This is a genomic window from Variovorax sp. GW821-FHT09B01 (genome assembly GCF_059418345.1).
The window spans coordinates 47,498-63,021 of record NZ_JBWKPQ010000029.1 but is presented as its reverse complement, the minus strand read 5'-3'; the positions used below and the strand labels follow the sequence as shown (position 1 = coordinate 63,021).

Sequence of the window (15,524 nt, the reverse complement as noted above, 5' to 3'; positions counted from 1 at the left end):
CCGTATCACCGCGATGCCCACTTCCCTTGAAGGATTCTTCATGACGCATCGCCAACCGCAGCCTTCCTCGTTCTCTCCCTTCCAGCGCCTCGGCGCCCGTCCGCGCATGCTGCTGCTCGCGCTGGCCGCGGCCCTGACGCTCAGCGCCTGCGAGCGGCGCGACGGGGCCTCGGAGGTCGATGCCGCCGTGGCCCGGCCCACGGGCAACTACGCGGCCGGCGGCGCGATGGAGTCCAGGCGCATGCGCATGGCCGAGCCGGCACCGCCCGCGCCCGCCGCGATGTCGCTCGACCAGCAGGCCGAGAAGCAGGCGGGCGAGAGCGCGCCGCTGCAGCGCTACCTCGCGATCCGCCAGGACCTCAACGTCGAGGTCGCGCCCGAGCAGCTCGCCGAATCCTGGGGCAAGGTGCGCGACCTCTGCGGCACCCTGCGCTGCGAGCTGCTGTCGTCCTCGCTGCTGCGCGAGACGCCGCAGCAGGCCGGCAATGCCACGCTCGAGATGCGCGTGGAGCCGACCGATGTCGAGAAGCTGCTGGCCGGCCTCGCGGGCGTGGCGAAGGTGGTGGCGCACAACACCACCAGCGAGGACAAGACCGCCGAGGTGATCGACGTCGAGGCGCGCATCAAGAACCGCACCGAGTTCCGCGACAGCCTGCGCGTCATGCTGCGCGACACCACCACCAAGCGCACCATGGCCGACCTGCTGCAGATCCAGCGCACGCTGGCCGATACCCAGGCCGAGCTCGATGCCTCGGCGACGCAGCGCAAGGTGCTGCAGCAGCAGACCAGCAAGCAGCACATCCAGATCCAGTTCACGACAGTGCGCGCACTGGTCGGCGGCGGCGAGAGCTACAACCCGATGACGCAGGCCCTGCGCAACGCGGGCCGTGTGCTGGCCGAGAGCGTGGGCAGCCTGATCACCTTCGTGGCGGCGGTGCTGCCGTGGCTGCTGTTGCTGGTGCCCGTGCTGTGGGGCGTGCGCCGGCTGTGGCTGCGCCGGCGCCAGGCCAGGGCCGCCTGAGGCGGCGGCACCGGCGCGAGGGAAGCGAGGGTGGGCGGGCGGCCGTTCAGCCGACCACCACTTCGCTGATCTGCATCACCGGCGCGATGTCGGTGTAGTTCCTCACATCGCCGAGGATCTCCTTGGCATGCGGGCCGAAGGCACCCTGGAAGGCCTCGACGGAATCGCAGAACACGTGGCACATGCCGACGTAGGTGGGCTTGGCGCCCGGCGCGCCGCCGGCCAGGCCCTTGTCGATGGTGTAGGACTTGCAGGCATCGCCCATGCGCGCCTTCAGCAGGGGCATGTGCTTGTCGCGGTAGTAGTCGTGGTCGAAGCGGGCGCCTTCGGTGTAGGGGTACATCACACTGACTTTGATCATGGGTAGGGTCTCCGGATTGAACGATCGAGCATAGGAGATGGCGCAAGAGCACACAAGGCGTGCACTGTCGCCCCCGGCGCTCGTGCGGCGATCTCTTAGACGAACGGAGCGACAGACCGATGACACCCGAACTGCAGGCCCTGAAGGACAAGACCCTCGCGAGCATGGTCGACTACATGCGCAACGACGAGGAAGACGCGGACCACGATCCCGAATTCGACCCCGGCTACACGCAGGCCGAGGTCGACCGCTGCGCCGAGATCGTCGACGAGTACCTCGCGACGCTGGCGGCGATCGACGAGGCCTCGGAGGCGAAGCGCGACGCCGCGATCCTCGCGGCGGTCGAGCGCGTGGTGCTGCAGCTCAACCGCCTCAACGAGGACAGCGAGGGCAGCCTGATCGAGACCGACCAGCGCGAGGACCTGTGCGAGCTGATCATCGCGGCCGCGAGCCATGCGGGCCTGGAGACCGAGGGCGAGGACATCACCGAGGAATGGCGCGAGTGGTGACGAGGGCCGCCTCGGCGACCGCCGCAGTCGCCGTGGGCCTCTAAGATTCGCCCATGCGAATCACCGTCTACCTCACCGACAACCGTCCCGACCCCTGGATCGAAGGCCTGAAGGCCGAGCTGCCCGACGCCGAGATCGAGGCCTGGCGCCCCGGCGCGCCGCAGGCCGACCATGCGGTCGTCTGGGCGCCGCCGCAGCAGTTCATCGACGAGCAGCCCGCGCTGCGCGGCATCTTCAACATCGGCGCCGGCGTCGACGCGCTGCTCAAGCTCCGGATTCCGGCCGGCACGCGCATCGTGCGGCTCGACGACGCGGGCATGTCGGTGCAGATGGCCGAGTACGTGTGCCACACGCTGATCCGCCACTTCCGCGAGTTCGATGCCTACGAGGCCGATGCGCGCGAAGGCAAGTGGAGCTACCGCCGCCCCAAGGCGCGCGGGGACTTCCCGGTCGGCATCATGGGACTGGGCGTGCTCGGCGAGCGGGTCGCGAAGGCGGTCGCGCAGTTCGAGTTCCCGGTGCTGGGCTGGAGCCGCTCGCCCAAGCAGATCGAGGGCGTGCGCGTGTTCAGCGGCGAGGCGCAGTTCGACGAGTTCCTGTCGTCCACGCGCGTGCTGGTCAACCTGCTGCCGCTGACCGAGGCCACGCGCGGCATCCTCAACCGCGAGACGCTCGGCAAGCTGCGGCCCGAGGGCTACCTGATCAGCATCGCGCGCGGCGCGCACCTGGTCGAGGACGACCTGATCCCGCTGATCGACGGCGGCCAGCTCGCGGGCGCCACGCTCGACGTGTTCCAGGTCGAGCCGCTGCCGGCCGACCATGCCTTCTGGCGCCATCCCAAGATCGTCGTGACGCCGCACGGCTCGGCGCGCACGCTGCGCGAGGAATCGATCGCGCAGATCGCCGGCAAGATCCGCGCGATGGAGCAGGGGCTGCCGGTCGCGGGCGTGGTCGATCCGGTGCGCGGCTACTGAGCGCCGCTCAGTCGACGCGGATGTTCTTCGCCTTCACGATGCGGCTGTAGATCTCCGCGTCGCGCCGCAGCGCCGCGGCCATCTCGGCCTGCGTGAGGCCCAGCGGCTCGCTGTTGAGTTCGCGGATGCGCTTCGCCAGATCGGGGTCCCTGCTGGCCTCGATCATCACGGCGTTGAAGCGCTGCTGGATCGCCGCCGGCGTCGCGGCCGGCGCCCACAGGCCGTGCCACGAGGTCATCGTGAGGCCCGGCACCACCTCGGCGAGCGTGGGCACCTCGGGCATGGCCGGATGCCGGCTCGGGCCCGAATAGGCCAGCGCCTGCACGCGGCCGCTGCTGATCAGCGGATAGCCGGTGGCGATCGGCTCCATCACCGTGTCGACCTGGCCGCCGATCACGTCGGCCACCGGGCTCGCGCGGTAGGGCACGTGCAGCATGTCGGTGCCGGTCTCGTCCTTGAGCCATTCCACGATCAGGTGCGAGGGGCTGCCCGCGCCGTAGGAGGCATGCGAGATCGAGCCGGGCTTGGCCTTCGCGGCGGCCAGCAGTTCCTTGATCGATTTCGCGGGCAGCTTCGGGCTCGCGATCAGCACCAGTCCCTGCCGCATCGTGGTGGCGACCGGCACCAGGTCCTTCTGCGGATCGAAGGGCAGCTTGGCGTAGATGTAGGGGTTGATCGTGAACGCGGTCGAGAGGTTGTAGAGGAAGGTGTAGCCGTCGGGCGGCGCCTTGGCCACGGTGTCGGAGGCGAGGTTGCCGGCCGTGCCCGGCTTGTTGTCGATCACCACCGGCACGCCGAGCTGCTTGCCCATGTAGTCGCCGTAGAGCCGCGCGAAGATGTCCGGCGGCGTGCCGGGCGCGAAGCCCACCACGATGCGGATCGGCTTGTTGGGCCAGGCCGTGCCCTGGGCCAGGGCGAGACTGCAGGCCAGGGCCAGGAAGAGGCCGGCCAGCCATTGGAATCGGGTACGCATGTCTGTCTCCTGTCGCGGGAGGTCCCGCTTTTTTTATCGAACCGATCAATCGACCTGCGCGCCCGAGCGCTGCACCGCCTCGCCCCACTTGGCGATCTCGGTGCGCGCGAAGGCGTCGAGCTGGTCGGCATTCATCTCGGCCTGCTCGATGCCCTGCTGCGCGAGCTTCTCGCGCACCTCGGGCTGGGCCAGCACCTGGCGCGTGGCCTCGCGCAGCCGGTCGCGCTGCGCGGCGGGCATGCCGGCGGGCGCGTACAACATGAACCAGGCGACGAGGTCGAAGTCCTTGACGCCCTGTTCCATCAGCGTGGGCACCTCGGGCGCGGCGGCGCTGCGCTTCGCGCCCGAGGCGCCGATCGCGCGCAGCTTGCCCGCGCGCACCTGCGGCAGCACCGCGGCCGGGTGATAGAACATGAACTGCACGTTGCCGGCCATCAGCTCGGTCATGGCCTGCGCGCCGTCGCGGTAGGGCACGTGCATGAAGCTCTTGCCGAGCCGCACGTTGAGCAGCTCGCCGGCCAGGTGGCCCGAGGTGCCGTTGCCGGCCGAGGCGAAGTTCACGTTGCCGCTCGCGTTGCCCAGGTCGGCCACGCGCTTCCACGGCGAGCCGGCGGGCACCACCAGCAGCGTGGGCGTGGCGCCGATGAAGCCCAGCGGCACGAAGTCGCGCAGCGGCTGGTAGCTCAGGCGCTTGTAGAGCGAGGGGTTGATGGCGTGCGTGCCCACCGTGCCCAACAGCAGGGTCTGGCCGTCGGTGCCGGCGCGCGCGACCTGCTCGCTGCCGATGGCGCCGCCCGCGCCGGGCTTGTTCTCGACGATCGCGCCGGTGCCGAGCTGGCGGCCCAGCGCATCGGCCAGGATGCGGCCGACGATGTCGGTCGAGGTGCCGGCACCGAAGGGCACGACGATCTTCAGCGGCCGCGCGGCGCCCGGCGCCTGCGCGAGCGCCGCGCCCGTGGCCAGCAGCGCGCCGGCCAGCAGCAGGCGGCGCTTCATGCCGCGCTCCCGAAGCCCGCGGGCAGCTCGCCCTCGTACTGCAGCTCGCGCGTGGCCTGGTAGGACAGCGCGAAGCCGCTCGGCGTCTCGGCCTCCTCGGCCAGGTGCGCGATCAGCCCCGCGGTGCGCGCGAGGATCGGCACGCCGCGCAGCGAGGCCACCGGGAAGCCCACGCCCAGCAGCACCGCCGGGATCGCGGCCGAGACGTTCATGCGCAGCTCGCGGCCCACGATGGCGGGGATGGCGCGCTCGAGCGCCTGCGCGATCTGCACGTAGCGCAGGTCGGCGCCGGCCTCGGTCGCGACCTCGATCAGCCGGTCCACGCGCGGATCGTTGGCCTTGTGCAGCGGATGGCCGTAGCCGGGGATGGCCTGGCGGCCTTCCTTCAGCGCGCGGAGGGTGTCGGCCGCCACGGCGTCGAGCGCCTCGCCCGCGTCGACGCGCGCCGCCACGCCGGCGAACAGCCGGCCCGCGGTCTCCGAGGCGCCGAGGATCACCGAGCCGCAGCCCAGGATGCCCGCGGCCACCGCGCCCTGCAGCGCATCGGGCGCGGCCGCGAAGGTCATGCGGCTGGCCTGCACGCTGGGCACCAGGCCGTGCTCGGCGATCGCCACCAGCGTGGCGTCGAGCACCGCGCTGCAGGCGGCGTCGGGACGGCGGCCGGTGAGCAGCAGGAAGAAGTAGTCCGAGAACGAGACGCGGCCGATCAGGTCGCGGCAGAGGTCCTGGCCGCGCACGACGATGGTGTGTTCGTCCGAGGTGCAGATGGCGGTGCGCGGGACGGTGGATTTGCCGATTTTCATGGGAGGGCGTTCGAGGTGGCGGGTTGCAGATGGAAGTCGTAGTGCGCGGACCAGTACGGCCGCTCGAGCGCGCGGCCGTCGGGCGCGCGGCCCGGCGCATGGGCCTCGAAGTCGACGAGCAGGCTGGGCCGCACGCCGAACACCGCGTCGGAGTCGATGTAGGGGCTGCCCGCGACGAACAGGTGCGTGGTCACCGGCACATGGCCCTCGGCCGCCACCTTCATGTGGATGTGGCCGGGCCGGTTCGGATGGCGGCCCATGCCGTCGAGCATGCGGCCCACCGGGCCGTCGACCGGCACCGGGTAGTACGAGGGCTTGATCGACCAGAACCAGTAGCGGCCCTCGGCGTCGGTGCGGATGCGCGCGCGCGCCGCCATGCCCGCGCCCTCGACCTGCATGTCGTAGACGCCCTCGCCGTCGCCCGACCAGATGTCGAGCAGCGCGTTCGCGAGCGGCTCGCCGCGCGTGTCGCTGACGCGGCCGCTGTAGAAGGCCGGTTCGCCGCGCACGCCCGGCGCGATGTCGGCGCCCAGCGGCAGCTCGGGCGCGCCGTCCCAGTAGTAGGGGCCCTGCACCGTGGCCTCGGTGGTCTCGGTCGCGGGCAGCGCCTCGCCGTTCCTGCCGGCGAGCGCGGCGGCGCGCAGCTGGTCGAGCATCACCACCATCATCGAGGCGCCCAGCGTGTCCGACAGCAGGATGAACTCCTGGCGCTTGTCGTCGCAGGCCTGGCCGACGGCGGTGAGGAACTCGATGCCGGCCATCCATTCGTCGGGCTGCAGGTCGACCTCGCGGATGAAGGCATGCAGGTGCTCGATCAGCGACTGCATGATGCGCGCGAAGCGCGGGTCGGCCGCGCCGTCCAGGCGCTGCAGCGCGGCCCGGGTCAGTTCGTCGGCGTTCGATGGGGTCATGGGGCTTGTCTCCGTTCTTTTCTTCTGGGGTGGGAATGCGTCAGCGCTGCTGCAGGCGTCGGCGTATGGGTTCGACGATCGCCGCGTTGTCGGCGCCCAGCACCGGCGGCGCCGTGACCTCGAGCGCGCGCTCGCCGTCGAAGCTCACGGGCGAGCGGATGGTGCGCCAGTCGCCGCCCTCGGGATGGGGCGCGCTGACCTCGAGCTGCAGGTGGCGCGCCTGCGGGTCCTCCATGGCCTCGCGCGTGTCGTACATGGGCGCATGCGGCACGTCCTCGGCCTCGAGCCGCGCGCACCAGTCGGCGCGCGTGCGTGCGCGGAACAGGCCGTCGAGCAGCGCGATCAGGTCGTTCTGGTGCGCGATGCGGCCCTCGCGCGTGGCGAAGCGCGCGTCCTGGAACAGGTCGGGCCGCTCGATCGCGTTGGCCAGGCCCTGCCAGAACTTCTCGGGCGAGGACATGTGCAGCGCGATCCACAGGCCGTCGGCGCACTCGAGCACGTACGACTGCGAGACGCTGGGCCGGCTGAACGGACCCATGATCTCGTTCTCGGAGAAGTAGTGCGTGAAGGCGTCGAGGTTGAAGTGGCACATGGCCTCGAGCATCGAGACCTCGACCTTGCGGCCCTGGCCGGTGCGCCCGCGCTCGACCAGCGCGCCGAGCACGCCGTAGGCCGCGTAGAAGCCGGTCATCGCGTCGGCCACGGCCGGGCCCACCACGCGCGGATTGGCCGGGTTCACCAAGAGCTTGAGGAAGGCGCTGGCCGCCTGCGCCACCGTGTCGTAGGCCGGGCGCGCCGCGGCCGGGCCGGTCTGGCCGAAGCCGCTGATGGCGCAGTAGACCAGCCGCGGATTGAGTTCGCGCAGCCGTGCCTCGCCCGCGCCCAGCCGCTCGGCCGCGCCGGGGCGGAAGTTCTGGATGTAGACGTCCGAGTCCTTCACCAGCTCGTCGAACACCGCCGCGTCCTCGGCCAGCTTGGGATTGAGCGTGACGCTGCGCTTGTTGCGGTTGTAGGTCTGGAAGTGCGGGCTGTAGAGCCCGCCGCGGAACGAGCGGAACGGATCGCCGCTGCCGGGCTGCTCCACCTTGACCACCTCGGCGCCCAGGTCGGCCAGGAACATGCCGGCCGCCGGCCCCGTGATGAACGTGCCTTGCTCCAGCACCTTGATGCCGCTGAGGACCTTGTGCACTCGTGTGTCTCCTGCTGTCGTGTCGTGTCATGCCCTCGCGGGATGGGAGCGAACTCTATGCAGGCGGCCCGATTTTTAACAATGATGGTTTTGCATGGATACCATCGATGACATCGATCGTTCGATGCAACGGAAGGCCTCCATGGAACTGCGGCACCTGCGCTACTTCAGCGCCCTGGCCGGCTCGCTCAACTTCACGCGCGCGGCCGAGCGGCTGCACGTCACGCAGTCCACGCTGTCGCACCAGATCAAGCAGCTCGAGGAGGAGCTGGGCCGGCCGCTGTTCGACCGCATCGGCAAGCGCGTGGCGCTGACCGAGGCCGGCGAGGCCTTCCTGCACCACGCCACGCGCGCGCTGCAGGAGATCGACCGCGGCCTCGGCGCGCTGCGCGAGGACCCGCAGGAGGCGGCCGGCGAGCTGCGCATCGGCTCCACCCACACCTTCAACCTCGGCTTCATTCCCGACTGCATCGCGGGCTTCCAGCAGCGTTATCCGCGGGTGCGGGTGATGGTCGACGAACTCGCGGCCGACCTGATCGGCCAGCGGCTGCAGCAGGGCACGCTCGACCTCGGCATCGCCTACCGGCCGGCCCAGCCCGGGCCGCTGCAGTTCGAGCCGCTCTACAACGAGGAGATGGTGCTGGTGGTGGCGCACGACCATCCGCTGGCGCGGCGCAAGCGCCTGCGCATGGTCGAGCTGCACCGGCTGCCGATGGCGCTCTTGCCCGCGAGCTTCGCCACGCGGCAGATGCTCGACGAGTGCTTCCGCTCCTGCGGCGCCGAGCCTCAGGTGGTGGCCGAGATCAACACGCTGGCGCCGATCATGGGACTGGTGGCGAAGACGCGGCTCGCGGCCATCGTCTCGGCCAACGCGGTGCTGCCGAACTCGGGGCTCGCGACCGTGCGGCTCGAGAGCCCGACGCCGGTGCGCACGCCCGGCATGCTGTGGGCACCGAAGGCGCGCGAGGCGGCGCCCACGCGCGCCTTCGCGGCCATCGTGCGCAAGATGGCGTTCCGCACCAGCATGCTCGAGCGCAGCGACGGCTAGTCCCTGTGCGAAGGAGGCTGGCACCATTTGCAACCGCTCTGGCGCGCATTGCTACCTTCCGCGCCTTGTGTACCAGGCAGGCCGGGCCCATCTGCCGGACAATGGATTCCGCTTTTCCATCCTCCCGCGACACCAGAGACAAGCCATGAAACTCCCCACCCGCGTCCAGATCGTCGACGTCGGCCCGCGCGACGGGCTGCAGAACGAGAAGCAGCCGGTTTCGGCCGAGACCAAGATCGGCCTGGTGCACCGGCTGCAGGACGCCGGCCTCGAGGAGATCGAGGTCACCAGCTTCGTGAGCCCGAAGTGGGTGCCGCAGATGGCCGACAACGCCGAGGTGATGCACGGCATAAAGCGCAAGCCCGGCGTGCGCTACTCGGTGCTCACGCCCAACTTCAAGGGCTTCGAGGCCGCCATCGCCGCGCCGCGCGCGGAATGGCCCGACGAGATCGTGGTGTTCGGCGCCGCCAGCGAGGCCTTCAGCCAGAAGAACATCAACTGCTCGATCGCCGAGAGCATCGAGCGCTTCGCGCCCGTGGTGGCCGCGGCGCTCGACAAGGGCATCCGCGTGCGCGGCGCGATGTCGTGCACGGTCGGCTGCCCCTACGAAGGCGAGATCGCCCCGGCCAAGGTCGGCTACCTCGCGCAGCTGATGAAGGGCATCGGCGTGCAGCGCGTCGACGTGGCCGACACCATCGGCGTGGGCACGCCGCGCAAGGTGCAGGCGGCGATGGAGGCCACGCTGGCCCACTTCGGCGTCGACGCCATCTCCGGCCACTTCCACGACACCTACGGGCAGGCGCTGGTCAACACGCTGGCGGCGCTCGAGCTGGGCGTGTGGAACTTCCAGTCCTCCTCGGCCGGCCTCGGCGGCTGCCCCTATGCCAAGGGCGCGACCGGCAACGTGGCGACCGAGGACGTGGTCTACATGCTGCACGGCATGGGCATCGAGACCGGCATCGATCTCGACAAGCTGATCGACGCCGGCGTCTACATCAGCGAGGCGCTGGGCCGCGAGCCGAACTCGCGCGCTTCGAAGGCGATCCGCACCAAGCGCGCGGGCTGAGCGCCGTCAGCGCCCGAAGGCGCGCAGACCGAGCAGCACCACCACCGCCACGGCCAGCAGCACCGTGGTGCATTGCCAGAACAGCACAGGCCGGCGCTCGATCAGCGCCGGCATTCGCGCGCGCAGGAACTCGGCGCCCGGCGACTGCAGGTCGTGCGCGAACTCCGACACCGCCTGCTGCCGCTTCGCGGGCTGCGGATGCAGCGCCTTCTGCAGCACCGCGTCGATCCAGGCCGGCAGCTCGGGCCGGAAGTGCCGCAGCGGCACGTAGCGCAGGCGGTTGGCATCGGCCGCGCTGCGGATGCGCGAAGCCTGCAGCCCGTAGGGCAGTTGGCCGCTCAGCATGCGGTAGGCGATCACGGCCAGCGAGAACAGGTCGGAGCGCGCCGTGCCGCCCTGGCCCGTGAAGTATTCGGGCGCGGTGTACTGCGGCGTGCCCTCGATCGCGAGTGCGCGCGGCTCGCCGCCGCCGTCGTCGAGCCCGGCCACGTGGGTGGCGGCCAGGTCGATCAGCTTGACCGTGCCCGCGCGGTCGATCATCGCGTTCTCGGGCCGCAGGTCTTGGTGCAGCATCTCCTTGCCGTGCATCGCCTGCAGGCCGCGCGCGAGCTGCGCGACGATGGCGCGCACGCTGTCGAGCGAGGGCCGCGGATGGTCGACCATCCACTGCGCGAGCGTCTGGCCCTCCACGTACTCCATCGCAACGAACAGGTGGCCGCGCGCGCGCTCCAGCGGCCAGGCCTTGAGCACGTGCGGGCTGTCGATGCGCCGCGCCACCCATTCCTCGAGCACGAAGCGATCGAGATAGGCGGCGTCCTCGCGCAGGTCCACCGAGGGCAGCTTCAGCACCGCGGGGCGGCCGCTGGCGTCGTCGGTGGCGAGGTAGACGTGGCTGCGCGAACTCAGGTGGATCTCGCGCACCAGCGTGAAGCCCTCGAAGCGGTCGCGCGGCGCCAGCGGCGGCGGCAGCGCGAGCCCTTCGCGCTCGAGCGGCAGCGCCGGCGCATCGGGCGCGGGCAGCTCGTCGATGCGCAGCAGCTGCACGGTGGCATCGTCCTGGCCGCCGCGCGCGCGGGCGATCTGCACCAGGCGCAGCGCGGCCGCGTCGAGGTCGCCGGCGCAGCGCACCAGCGCGTCGTTCACGGCGGCGGCATCGAGGTGCGCATGCGCGCCGTCGGTGGCGAGCAGGTAGACCTCGCCGGCCTCGGCCTCCCAGCAGCGGTAGTCGATCTCGACGTTGGGGCCCGCGCCCAGCGCGCGGCCCAGGTACGACTCCACCGACGAGACATGCACGCGGTGGTCGTCGGTGAGCTGCTCGAGCGCGAGCGCATGCACGCGGTAGATGCGCGCATCGCCCACGTGCAGCAGGTGCAGCTCGCGGCCCTTGAGGATCAGCGCGCTGAAGGTGCAGACGTAGCCGCTGTCCTTGTCGAAGCGCGCGTCGCTGCGCATGGTCTGCGCGTGCAGCCAGGAGTTGGTGGCGCCCAGCACGCGCTGCGCCGCACGGCGCACCGACCAGGCGTCGGAGGTGGCGTAGTAGTCCTCGAGGAAGCCGCGCACGGCGGCCGCGCTCGCGACCTGGCTCACGCGGCTCGAGCCGATGCCGTCGGCCAGCGCGAGCGCGATGCCCTTGGCGGCGCGCTGCGCCCCCTCGGGCAGCATCGCGCCATGGAAGTCCTGGTTGACCGCCGACCCGACGCCGGCCAGCGAGTGCTGGCCCAGCGTGACGCGCGGCGCCTGGCGCCCGGCGGCCATGGATGCGCGATCAGCCCGCGACGCGCTTGGGCGCCGTCTTGTAGTGCGTGGCGTAGAGCGTGAGGCCGACGAAGCTCAGGCCACCGACCAGGTTGCCGATCACCGTGGGCAGCTCGTTCCAGATCAGGTAGTCCATCAGCGTGAACTTGCCGCCGAGCATCAGGCCGGTGGGGAACAGGAACATGTTGACGATCGAATGTTCGAAGCCCATGTAGAAGAAGATCATCACGGGCATCCACATGCCGATCGCCTTGCCCGAGACGGTGGTCGACATCATGGCCGCGACCACGCCGGTCGACACCATCCAGTTGCACATCACGCCGCGGATGAACAGCGTCAGCATGCCGGCCGCGCCATGCGCGGAATAGCCGACCGTGCGGCCCTCGCCGATGTGGCCGAGCCGCTCGCCGATGGCGTTGGGCGCCTCGCTGAAACCGAAGGTGAAGATGATCGCCATGAACACCGCGACCGTGAGCGCGCCCGCGAAATTGCCGACGAACACCAGGCCCCAGTTGCGCATCACGCCGCCCCAGGTGGCGCCGGGGCGCTTGTCGAGCACCGCGAGCGGCGCCAGGGTGAAGACGCCGGTCAGCAGGTCGAAGCCCAGCAGGTACAGCATGATGAAGCCGACCGGGAACAGCATCGCGCCGACCAGCGCATTGCCGGTGTTGACCGTGATGCTGACCGCGAAGGCCGCCGCCAGCGCGAGGATGGCGCCGGCCATGTACGAGCGGATCAGCGTGTCGCGCGTGGACATCAGCAGCTTGGATTCGCCGGCATCGACCATCTTGGTGACGAACTCGGCGGGGGCTAGATAGGCCATGGGGATCCTTGGGAAGAAATGGAATGTCGGGGAAGGGGAGCGCGCCTCAGGCCAGCGCGACGAGCACGCGGCCCTCGTGCTCGCGCACCGCATGCGCGCGCACCGAGTGCTCGGGCGCCTCGAGGCATTCGCCGCTGCGCAGGTCGAAGTGGTTCTTGTAGAGCGGCGAGGCGACCACGATGCGGTCGCCGAGGCTGCCGACCAGCCCGCGCGACAGCACGCTGGCGCCGGCCTTCGGGTCGACGTTGTCGATGGCGTAGAGCGTGGCCTCCTGGCCGACGCGGAAGATCGCCACGTGCACGCCCTCGACCAGCGCGCACACGCCGGTGTCGGGCAGGATGTCGGTGGCCGCGCACACGGCGGTCCAGTGCAGGTCTTGCTGGGTCATGGGGCTTCCTCTTTCGTTGTGCATCAGGCCATCGAGACGTCGGCGGCCTCGCTGCGCTCCTTGGCGCGCGCCGGCCGCTTCTGGCCGCGCTCGCTCACGAACACGATGTGCTCGTCGGGCTTGTCGCTGTTGACGAAGGAGCGGAAGCGCTGGCGCGTGGCCGGGTCGTTGACGGCGGTCTTCCACTCGCACTGGTAGGTGTCGACCACGGCCTGCATCTGGGTCTCGAGCTCGGCGTTGAGGCCCAGCGTGTCCTGCAGCAGCACGCCCTTGAGGTAGTCGAGGCCGCCCTCGAGACTCTCGCGCCAGGTGCTGGTGCGCTGCAGCCGGTCGGCGGTGCGCACGTAGAACATCAGGAAGCGGTCGATCAGGCGGATCAGCTCGGCCTTCGACAGGTCGCTCGCGAGCAGCTCGGCATGGCGCGGCTTCATGCCGCCGTTGCCGCAGACGTAGAGGTTCCAGCCCTTGTCGGTGGCGATCACGCCCACGTCCTTGCCCTGCGCCTCGGCGCATTCGCGCGTGCAGCCCGAGACGCCGAACTTGATCTTGTGCGGCGCGCGCAGGCCCTTGTAGCGGTTCTCGAGCTCGACCGCGAGGCCCACGCTGTCGTCCACGCCGTAGCGGCACCAGGTCGAGCCGACGCAGCTCTTCACCGTGCGCAGCGACTTGCCGTAGGCATGGCCCGACTCGAAGCCGGCCGCGATCAGTTCCTCCCAGATCGCGGGCAACTGCTCGACGCGCGCGCCGAACATGTCCACGCGCGCGCCGCCGGTGATCTTGGTGTAGAGGCCGTACTTCTTCGCCACCTGGCCGACCGCGATCAGCCCGTCGGGCGTGACCTCGCCACCCGGCATGCGCGGCACCACCGAGTAGGTGCCGTCCTTCTGGATGTTGCCGAGGAAGTAGTCGTTGCTGTCCTGCAGCGCGGCCAGGTCCTTCTTGAGCACGAACTCGTTCCAGCACGAGGCGAAGATGCTCGCGGCCACGGGCTTGCAGATGTCGCAGCCCAGGCCCTTGCCGTGCCTGGCGAGCAGGTCGGCGAAGCTGCGGATCTCGCCCACGCGGATCAGGTGGTAGAGCTCCTGGCGCGAGTAGGGGAAGTGCTCGCAGAGGTGGTTGTCGACGGCCATGCCGCGCCTGGCCATCTCCATCTTCATGACCTGCGTGACCAGCGGCACGCAGCCGCCGCAGGTGGCGCCGGCCTTGGTGCAGGCCTTCATCGCGGCCGGGGTGCAGGCGCCCTGGCCCACGGCCTCGCAGATCTGCCCCTTGCTGACGTCGTTGCACGAGCAGATCTGGGCGCTGTCGGGCAAGGCGTCGACGCCCAGGCCAGGCTTGGCCTTGCCGTCGCTCGAGGGCAGGATCAGGAACTCGGGATCCTCGGGCAGCGCGATGCCGTTGAGCGCCATCTGCAGCAGGGTGCCGTATTCGGCGGCGTCGCCCACCAGCACCGCGCCGAGCAGCAGCTTGCCGTCCTCGCTGACGACGATCTTCTTGTAGACCTTCTTGCGCTCGTCGATGAACTGGTAGGCGCGCGACTTCGGCGTCCTGCCGTGCGCGTCGCCGATGCTCGCCACGTCCACGCCCATCAGCTTGAGCTTGGTGCTCATGTCGGCGCCGGTGAAGGCGGCCTCGTGCTCGCCGGCGATGTGGCGCGCCGCCACGCGCGCCATGTCGTAGCCGGGCGCGACCAGGCCGAAGGTCTGCTCGTTCCACGAGGCGCATTCGCCGATCGCGTAGACGTTGCGGTCGCTGGTGCGGCAGTGGTCGTCGACCGCCACGCCGCCGCGCGGGCCCACGGCCAGCAGGCACTGGCGCGCGAGTTCGTCGCGCGGGCGGATGCCGGCCGAGAACACGATCATGTCGGTCTCGAGGTAGCTGCCGTCGGCGAACACCATGCGGTGGCGCGCGGCGGCGCCGTCGACGATCTCCACCGTGTTGCGGCCGGTGTGCACGTGCAGGCCCAGCGCCTCGATGCTCTCGCGCAGCGCGCGGCCGCCGCCCTCGTCGACCTGCACCGCCATCAGCCGCGGCGCGAACTCCACCACGTGGGTCTCGAGGCCCATGTCGCGCAGCGCCTTCGCGCATTCGAGGCCGAGCAGGCCGCCGCCCACCACCACGCCGCTGCGCGAGCGCGCGCCGCATTCCTTCATCGCCTCGAGGTCCTCGATGGTGCGGTAGACGAAGCAGTGGGGCCGGTCGCGGCCCGGCACCGCGGGCACGAAGGGGAAGGAGCCGGTGGCCAGCACCAGCTTGTCGTAGGCCACGACCTCGCCGTCGGCCGTGGTGACGGTGTTGTTGCGCCGCTCGACCGCCACCGCGCGCGCGGCCAGGCGCAGCGTGAAGCCGCTGCGCTCGAAGAAGCCGGGCTCGACCAGCGAGAGGTCTTCGGCCGTCTTGCCCGCGAAGAACTCGGACAGGTGCACCCGGTCGTAGGCCGGCCGGGGCTCCTCGCACAGGACGGTGACTTCCGCGCCGGGAATGCCGAGCGCGTGGAGCTGCTCGAGGAACTTGTGGCCGACCATGCCGTGGCCGATGACTGCGATTTTCATGGTGAGGTCCTGCGGGGGCAGCCGGTCCTCGGATGCAGGCCACCGGGGCTGTCGGGGCGACAGCGGCAGGGGGCCTCCGCGACGGAACGGATGCGAATAATCGGATGGACAAACGAATCCGGCGGCTCATCGCCATCGGCTCGCTCGAACCCCGC

Annotated in this window: 15 protein-coding genes; 5 read left to right on the top strand and 10 right to left on the bottom strand. The window is 70.5% G+C overall.

Annotated features, from left to right (window positions below; all coding sequences use genetic code 11):
• The first annotated feature begins 40 nt into the window (after positions 1–40).
• Positions 41–1,021, top strand: coding sequence for a DUF4349 domain-containing protein (locus AC07RV_RS40670; RefSeq protein WP_296781201.1), 981 nt, complete (start codon positions 41–43; stop codon positions 1,019–1,021).
• 46 nt (positions 1,022–1,067) lie between these two features.
• Here AC07RV_RS40670 and AC07RV_RS40665 read toward each other — a convergent pair whose 3' ends face one another.
• Positions 1,068–1,382, bottom strand: coding sequence for an EthD family reductase (locus tag AC07RV_RS40665; RefSeq protein ID WP_057590706.1), 315 nt, complete (start codon positions 1,380–1,382; stop codon positions 1,068–1,070).
• 119 nt (positions 1,383–1,501) lie between these two features.
• Between AC07RV_RS40665 and AC07RV_RS40660 the strand changes: the two genes are divergently transcribed.
• Together AC07RV_RS40660 and AC07RV_RS40655 are read left to right on the top strand one after the other, a co-directional pair.
• A complete protein-coding gene (locus AC07RV_RS40660) occupies positions 1,502–1,891 on the top strand; it encodes a hypothetical protein (protein ID WP_093348195.1) in 390 nt (129 codons plus the stop codon).
• 53 nt (positions 1,892–1,944) lie between these two features.
• Positions 1,945–2,865 (top strand): 2-hydroxyacid dehydrogenase, encoded by a 921-nt coding sequence (locus AC07RV_RS40655; RefSeq protein ID WP_296781199.1) that lies wholly within the window; start codon positions 1,945–1,947, stop codon positions 2,863–2,865.
• A 7-nt stretch (positions 2,866–2,872) separates the two neighbouring features.
• On the opposite strand, the gene AC07RV_RS40650 is transcribed toward AC07RV_RS40655, so the two are convergent.
• Genes AC07RV_RS40650 through AC07RV_RS40630 form a run of 5 tightly spaced genes read right to left on the bottom strand, consistent with a single transcriptional unit; the run spans position 2,873 to position 7,737 of the window.
• Positions 2,873–3,838: a Bug family tripartite tricarboxylate transporter substrate binding protein gene (locus AC07RV_RS40650; protein ID WP_296781197.1), complete on the bottom strand. Its 966-nt coding sequence runs from the start codon at positions 3,836–3,838 to the stop codon at positions 2,873–2,875.
• A 45-nt stretch (positions 3,839–3,883) separates the two neighbouring features.
• The gene (locus AC07RV_RS40645; RefSeq protein WP_296781196.1) at positions 3,884–4,834 is read right to left on the bottom strand and encodes a Bug family tripartite tricarboxylate transporter substrate binding protein; all 951 of its coding nucleotides are present in this window, start codon (positions 4,832–4,834) and stop codon (positions 3,884–3,886) included.
• Positions 4,831–5,637 (bottom strand): citryl-CoA lyase, encoded by an 807-nt coding sequence (locus AC07RV_RS40640; RefSeq protein WP_296781195.1) that lies wholly within the window; start codon positions 5,635–5,637, stop codon positions 4,831–4,833. Before AC07RV_RS40640 ends, AC07RV_RS40645 begins: the two co-directional genes overlap by 4 nt.
• Positions 5,634–6,548 (bottom strand): dioxygenase family protein, encoded by a 915-nt coding sequence (locus tag AC07RV_RS40635; protein WP_296781193.1) that lies wholly within the window; start codon positions 6,546–6,548, stop codon positions 5,634–5,636. Before AC07RV_RS40635 ends, AC07RV_RS40640 begins: the two co-directional genes overlap by 4 nt.
• 40 nt (positions 6,549–6,588) lie before the next feature.
• Positions 6,589–7,737: a CaiB/BaiF CoA transferase family protein gene (locus AC07RV_RS40630; RefSeq protein ID WP_296781192.1), complete on the bottom strand. Its 1,149-nt coding sequence runs from the start codon at positions 7,735–7,737 to the stop codon at positions 6,589–6,591.
• Positions 7,738–7,879: 142 nt separating this feature from the next.
• Between AC07RV_RS40630 and AC07RV_RS40625 the strand changes: the two genes are divergently transcribed.
• Both AC07RV_RS40625 and AC07RV_RS40620 read left to right on the top strand, forming a co-directional pair.
• Complete coding sequence (locus AC07RV_RS40625; RefSeq protein WP_209543911.1) at positions 7,880–8,785, top strand: LysR substrate-binding domain-containing protein; 906 nt, start codon at positions 7,880–7,882, stop codon at positions 8,783–8,785.
• Between the two features lie 145 nt (positions 8,786–8,930).
• Complete coding sequence (locus AC07RV_RS40620; RefSeq protein ID WP_296781190.1) at positions 8,931–9,851, top strand: hydroxymethylglutaryl-CoA lyase; 921 nt, start codon at positions 8,931–8,933, stop codon at positions 9,849–9,851.
• A gap of 6 nt (positions 9,852–9,857) precedes the next feature.
• Here AC07RV_RS40620 and AC07RV_RS40615 read toward each other — a convergent pair whose 3' ends face one another.
• Genes AC07RV_RS40615 through nirB form a run of 4 tightly spaced genes read right to left on the bottom strand, consistent with a single transcriptional unit; the run spans position 9,858 to position 15,369 of the window.
• Positions 9,858–11,606, bottom strand: a complete 1,749-nt coding sequence (locus AC07RV_RS40615; protein ID WP_296781189.1) for a bifunctional protein-serine/threonine kinase/phosphatase — start codon at positions 11,604–11,606, stop codon at positions 9,858–9,860.
• A gap of 10 nt (positions 11,607–11,616) precedes the next feature.
• Positions 11,617–12,429, bottom strand: coding sequence for a formate/nitrite transporter family protein (locus AC07RV_RS40610; protein WP_093348160.1), 813 nt, complete (start codon positions 12,427–12,429; stop codon positions 11,617–11,619).
• A 46-nt stretch (positions 12,430–12,475) separates the two neighbouring features.
• Positions 12,476–12,817, bottom strand: coding sequence for a nitrite reductase small subunit NirD (nirD, locus tag AC07RV_RS40605; RefSeq protein WP_203203000.1), 342 nt, complete (start codon positions 12,815–12,817; stop codon positions 12,476–12,478).
• A 23-nt stretch (positions 12,818–12,840) separates the two neighbouring features.
• The gene (gene nirB / locus AC07RV_RS40600) at positions 12,841–15,369 is read right to left on the bottom strand and encodes a nitrite reductase large subunit NirB (RefSeq protein ID WP_296781185.1); all 2,529 of its coding nucleotides are present in this window, start codon (positions 15,367–15,369) and stop codon (positions 12,841–12,843) included.
• Positions 15,370–15,524 lie beyond the last annotated feature (155 nt).

Excerpts from the sequence above, each read along its gene's own strand:
- AC07RV_RS40655 (WP_296781199.1), top strand. The coding sequence starts at position 1,945 with ATGCGAATCACCGTCTACCTCACCGACAACCGTCCCGACCCCTGGATC.
- nirB (WP_296781185.1), bottom strand. The coding sequence starts at position 15,369 with ATGAAAATCGCAGTCATCGGCCACGGCATGGTCGGCCACAAGTTCCTC.
- AC07RV_RS40625 (WP_209543911.1), top strand. The coding sequence starts at position 7,880 with ATGGAACTGCGGCACCTGCGCTACTTCAGCGCCCTGGCCGGCTCGCTC.
- AC07RV_RS40640 (WP_296781195.1), bottom strand. The coding sequence starts at position 5,637 with ATGAAAATCGGCAAATCCACCGTCCCGCGCACCGCCATCTGCACCTCG.
- AC07RV_RS40665 (WP_057590706.1), bottom strand. The coding sequence starts at position 1,382 with ATGATCAAAGTCAGTGTGATGTACCCCTACACCGAAGGCGCCCGCTTC.
- AC07RV_RS40650 (WP_296781197.1), bottom strand. The coding sequence starts at position 3,838 with ATGCGTACCCGATTCCAATGGCTGGCCGGCCTCTTCCTGGCCCTGGCC.
- AC07RV_RS40660 (WP_093348195.1), top strand. The coding sequence starts at position 1,502 with ATGACACCCGAACTGCAGGCCCTGAAGGACAAGACCCTCGCGAGCATG.
- AC07RV_RS40610 (WP_093348160.1), bottom strand. The coding sequence starts at position 12,429 with ATGGCCTATCTAGCCCCCGCCGAGTTCGTCACCAAGATGGTCGATGCC.
- AC07RV_RS40670 (WP_296781201.1), top strand. The coding sequence starts at position 41 with ATGACGCATCGCCAACCGCAGCCTTCCTCGTTCTCTCCCTTCCAGCGC.
- AC07RV_RS40645 (WP_296781196.1), bottom strand. The coding sequence starts at position 4,834 with ATGAAGCGCCGCCTGCTGCTGGCCGGCGCGCTGCTGGCCACGGGCGCG.
- AC07RV_RS40620 (WP_296781190.1), top strand. The coding sequence starts at position 8,931 with ATGAAACTCCCCACCCGCGTCCAGATCGTCGACGTCGGCCCGCGCGAC.
- nirD (WP_203203000.1), bottom strand. The coding sequence starts at position 12,817 with ATGACCCAGCAAGACCTGCACTGGACCGCCGTGTGCGCGGCCACCGAC.
- AC07RV_RS40635 (WP_296781193.1), bottom strand. The coding sequence starts at position 6,548 with ATGACCCCATCGAACGCCGACGAACTGACCCGGGCCGCGCTGCAGCGC.
- AC07RV_RS40615 (WP_296781189.1), bottom strand. The coding sequence starts at position 11,606 with ATGGCCGCCGGGCGCCAGGCGCCGCGCGTCACGCTGGGCCAGCACTCG.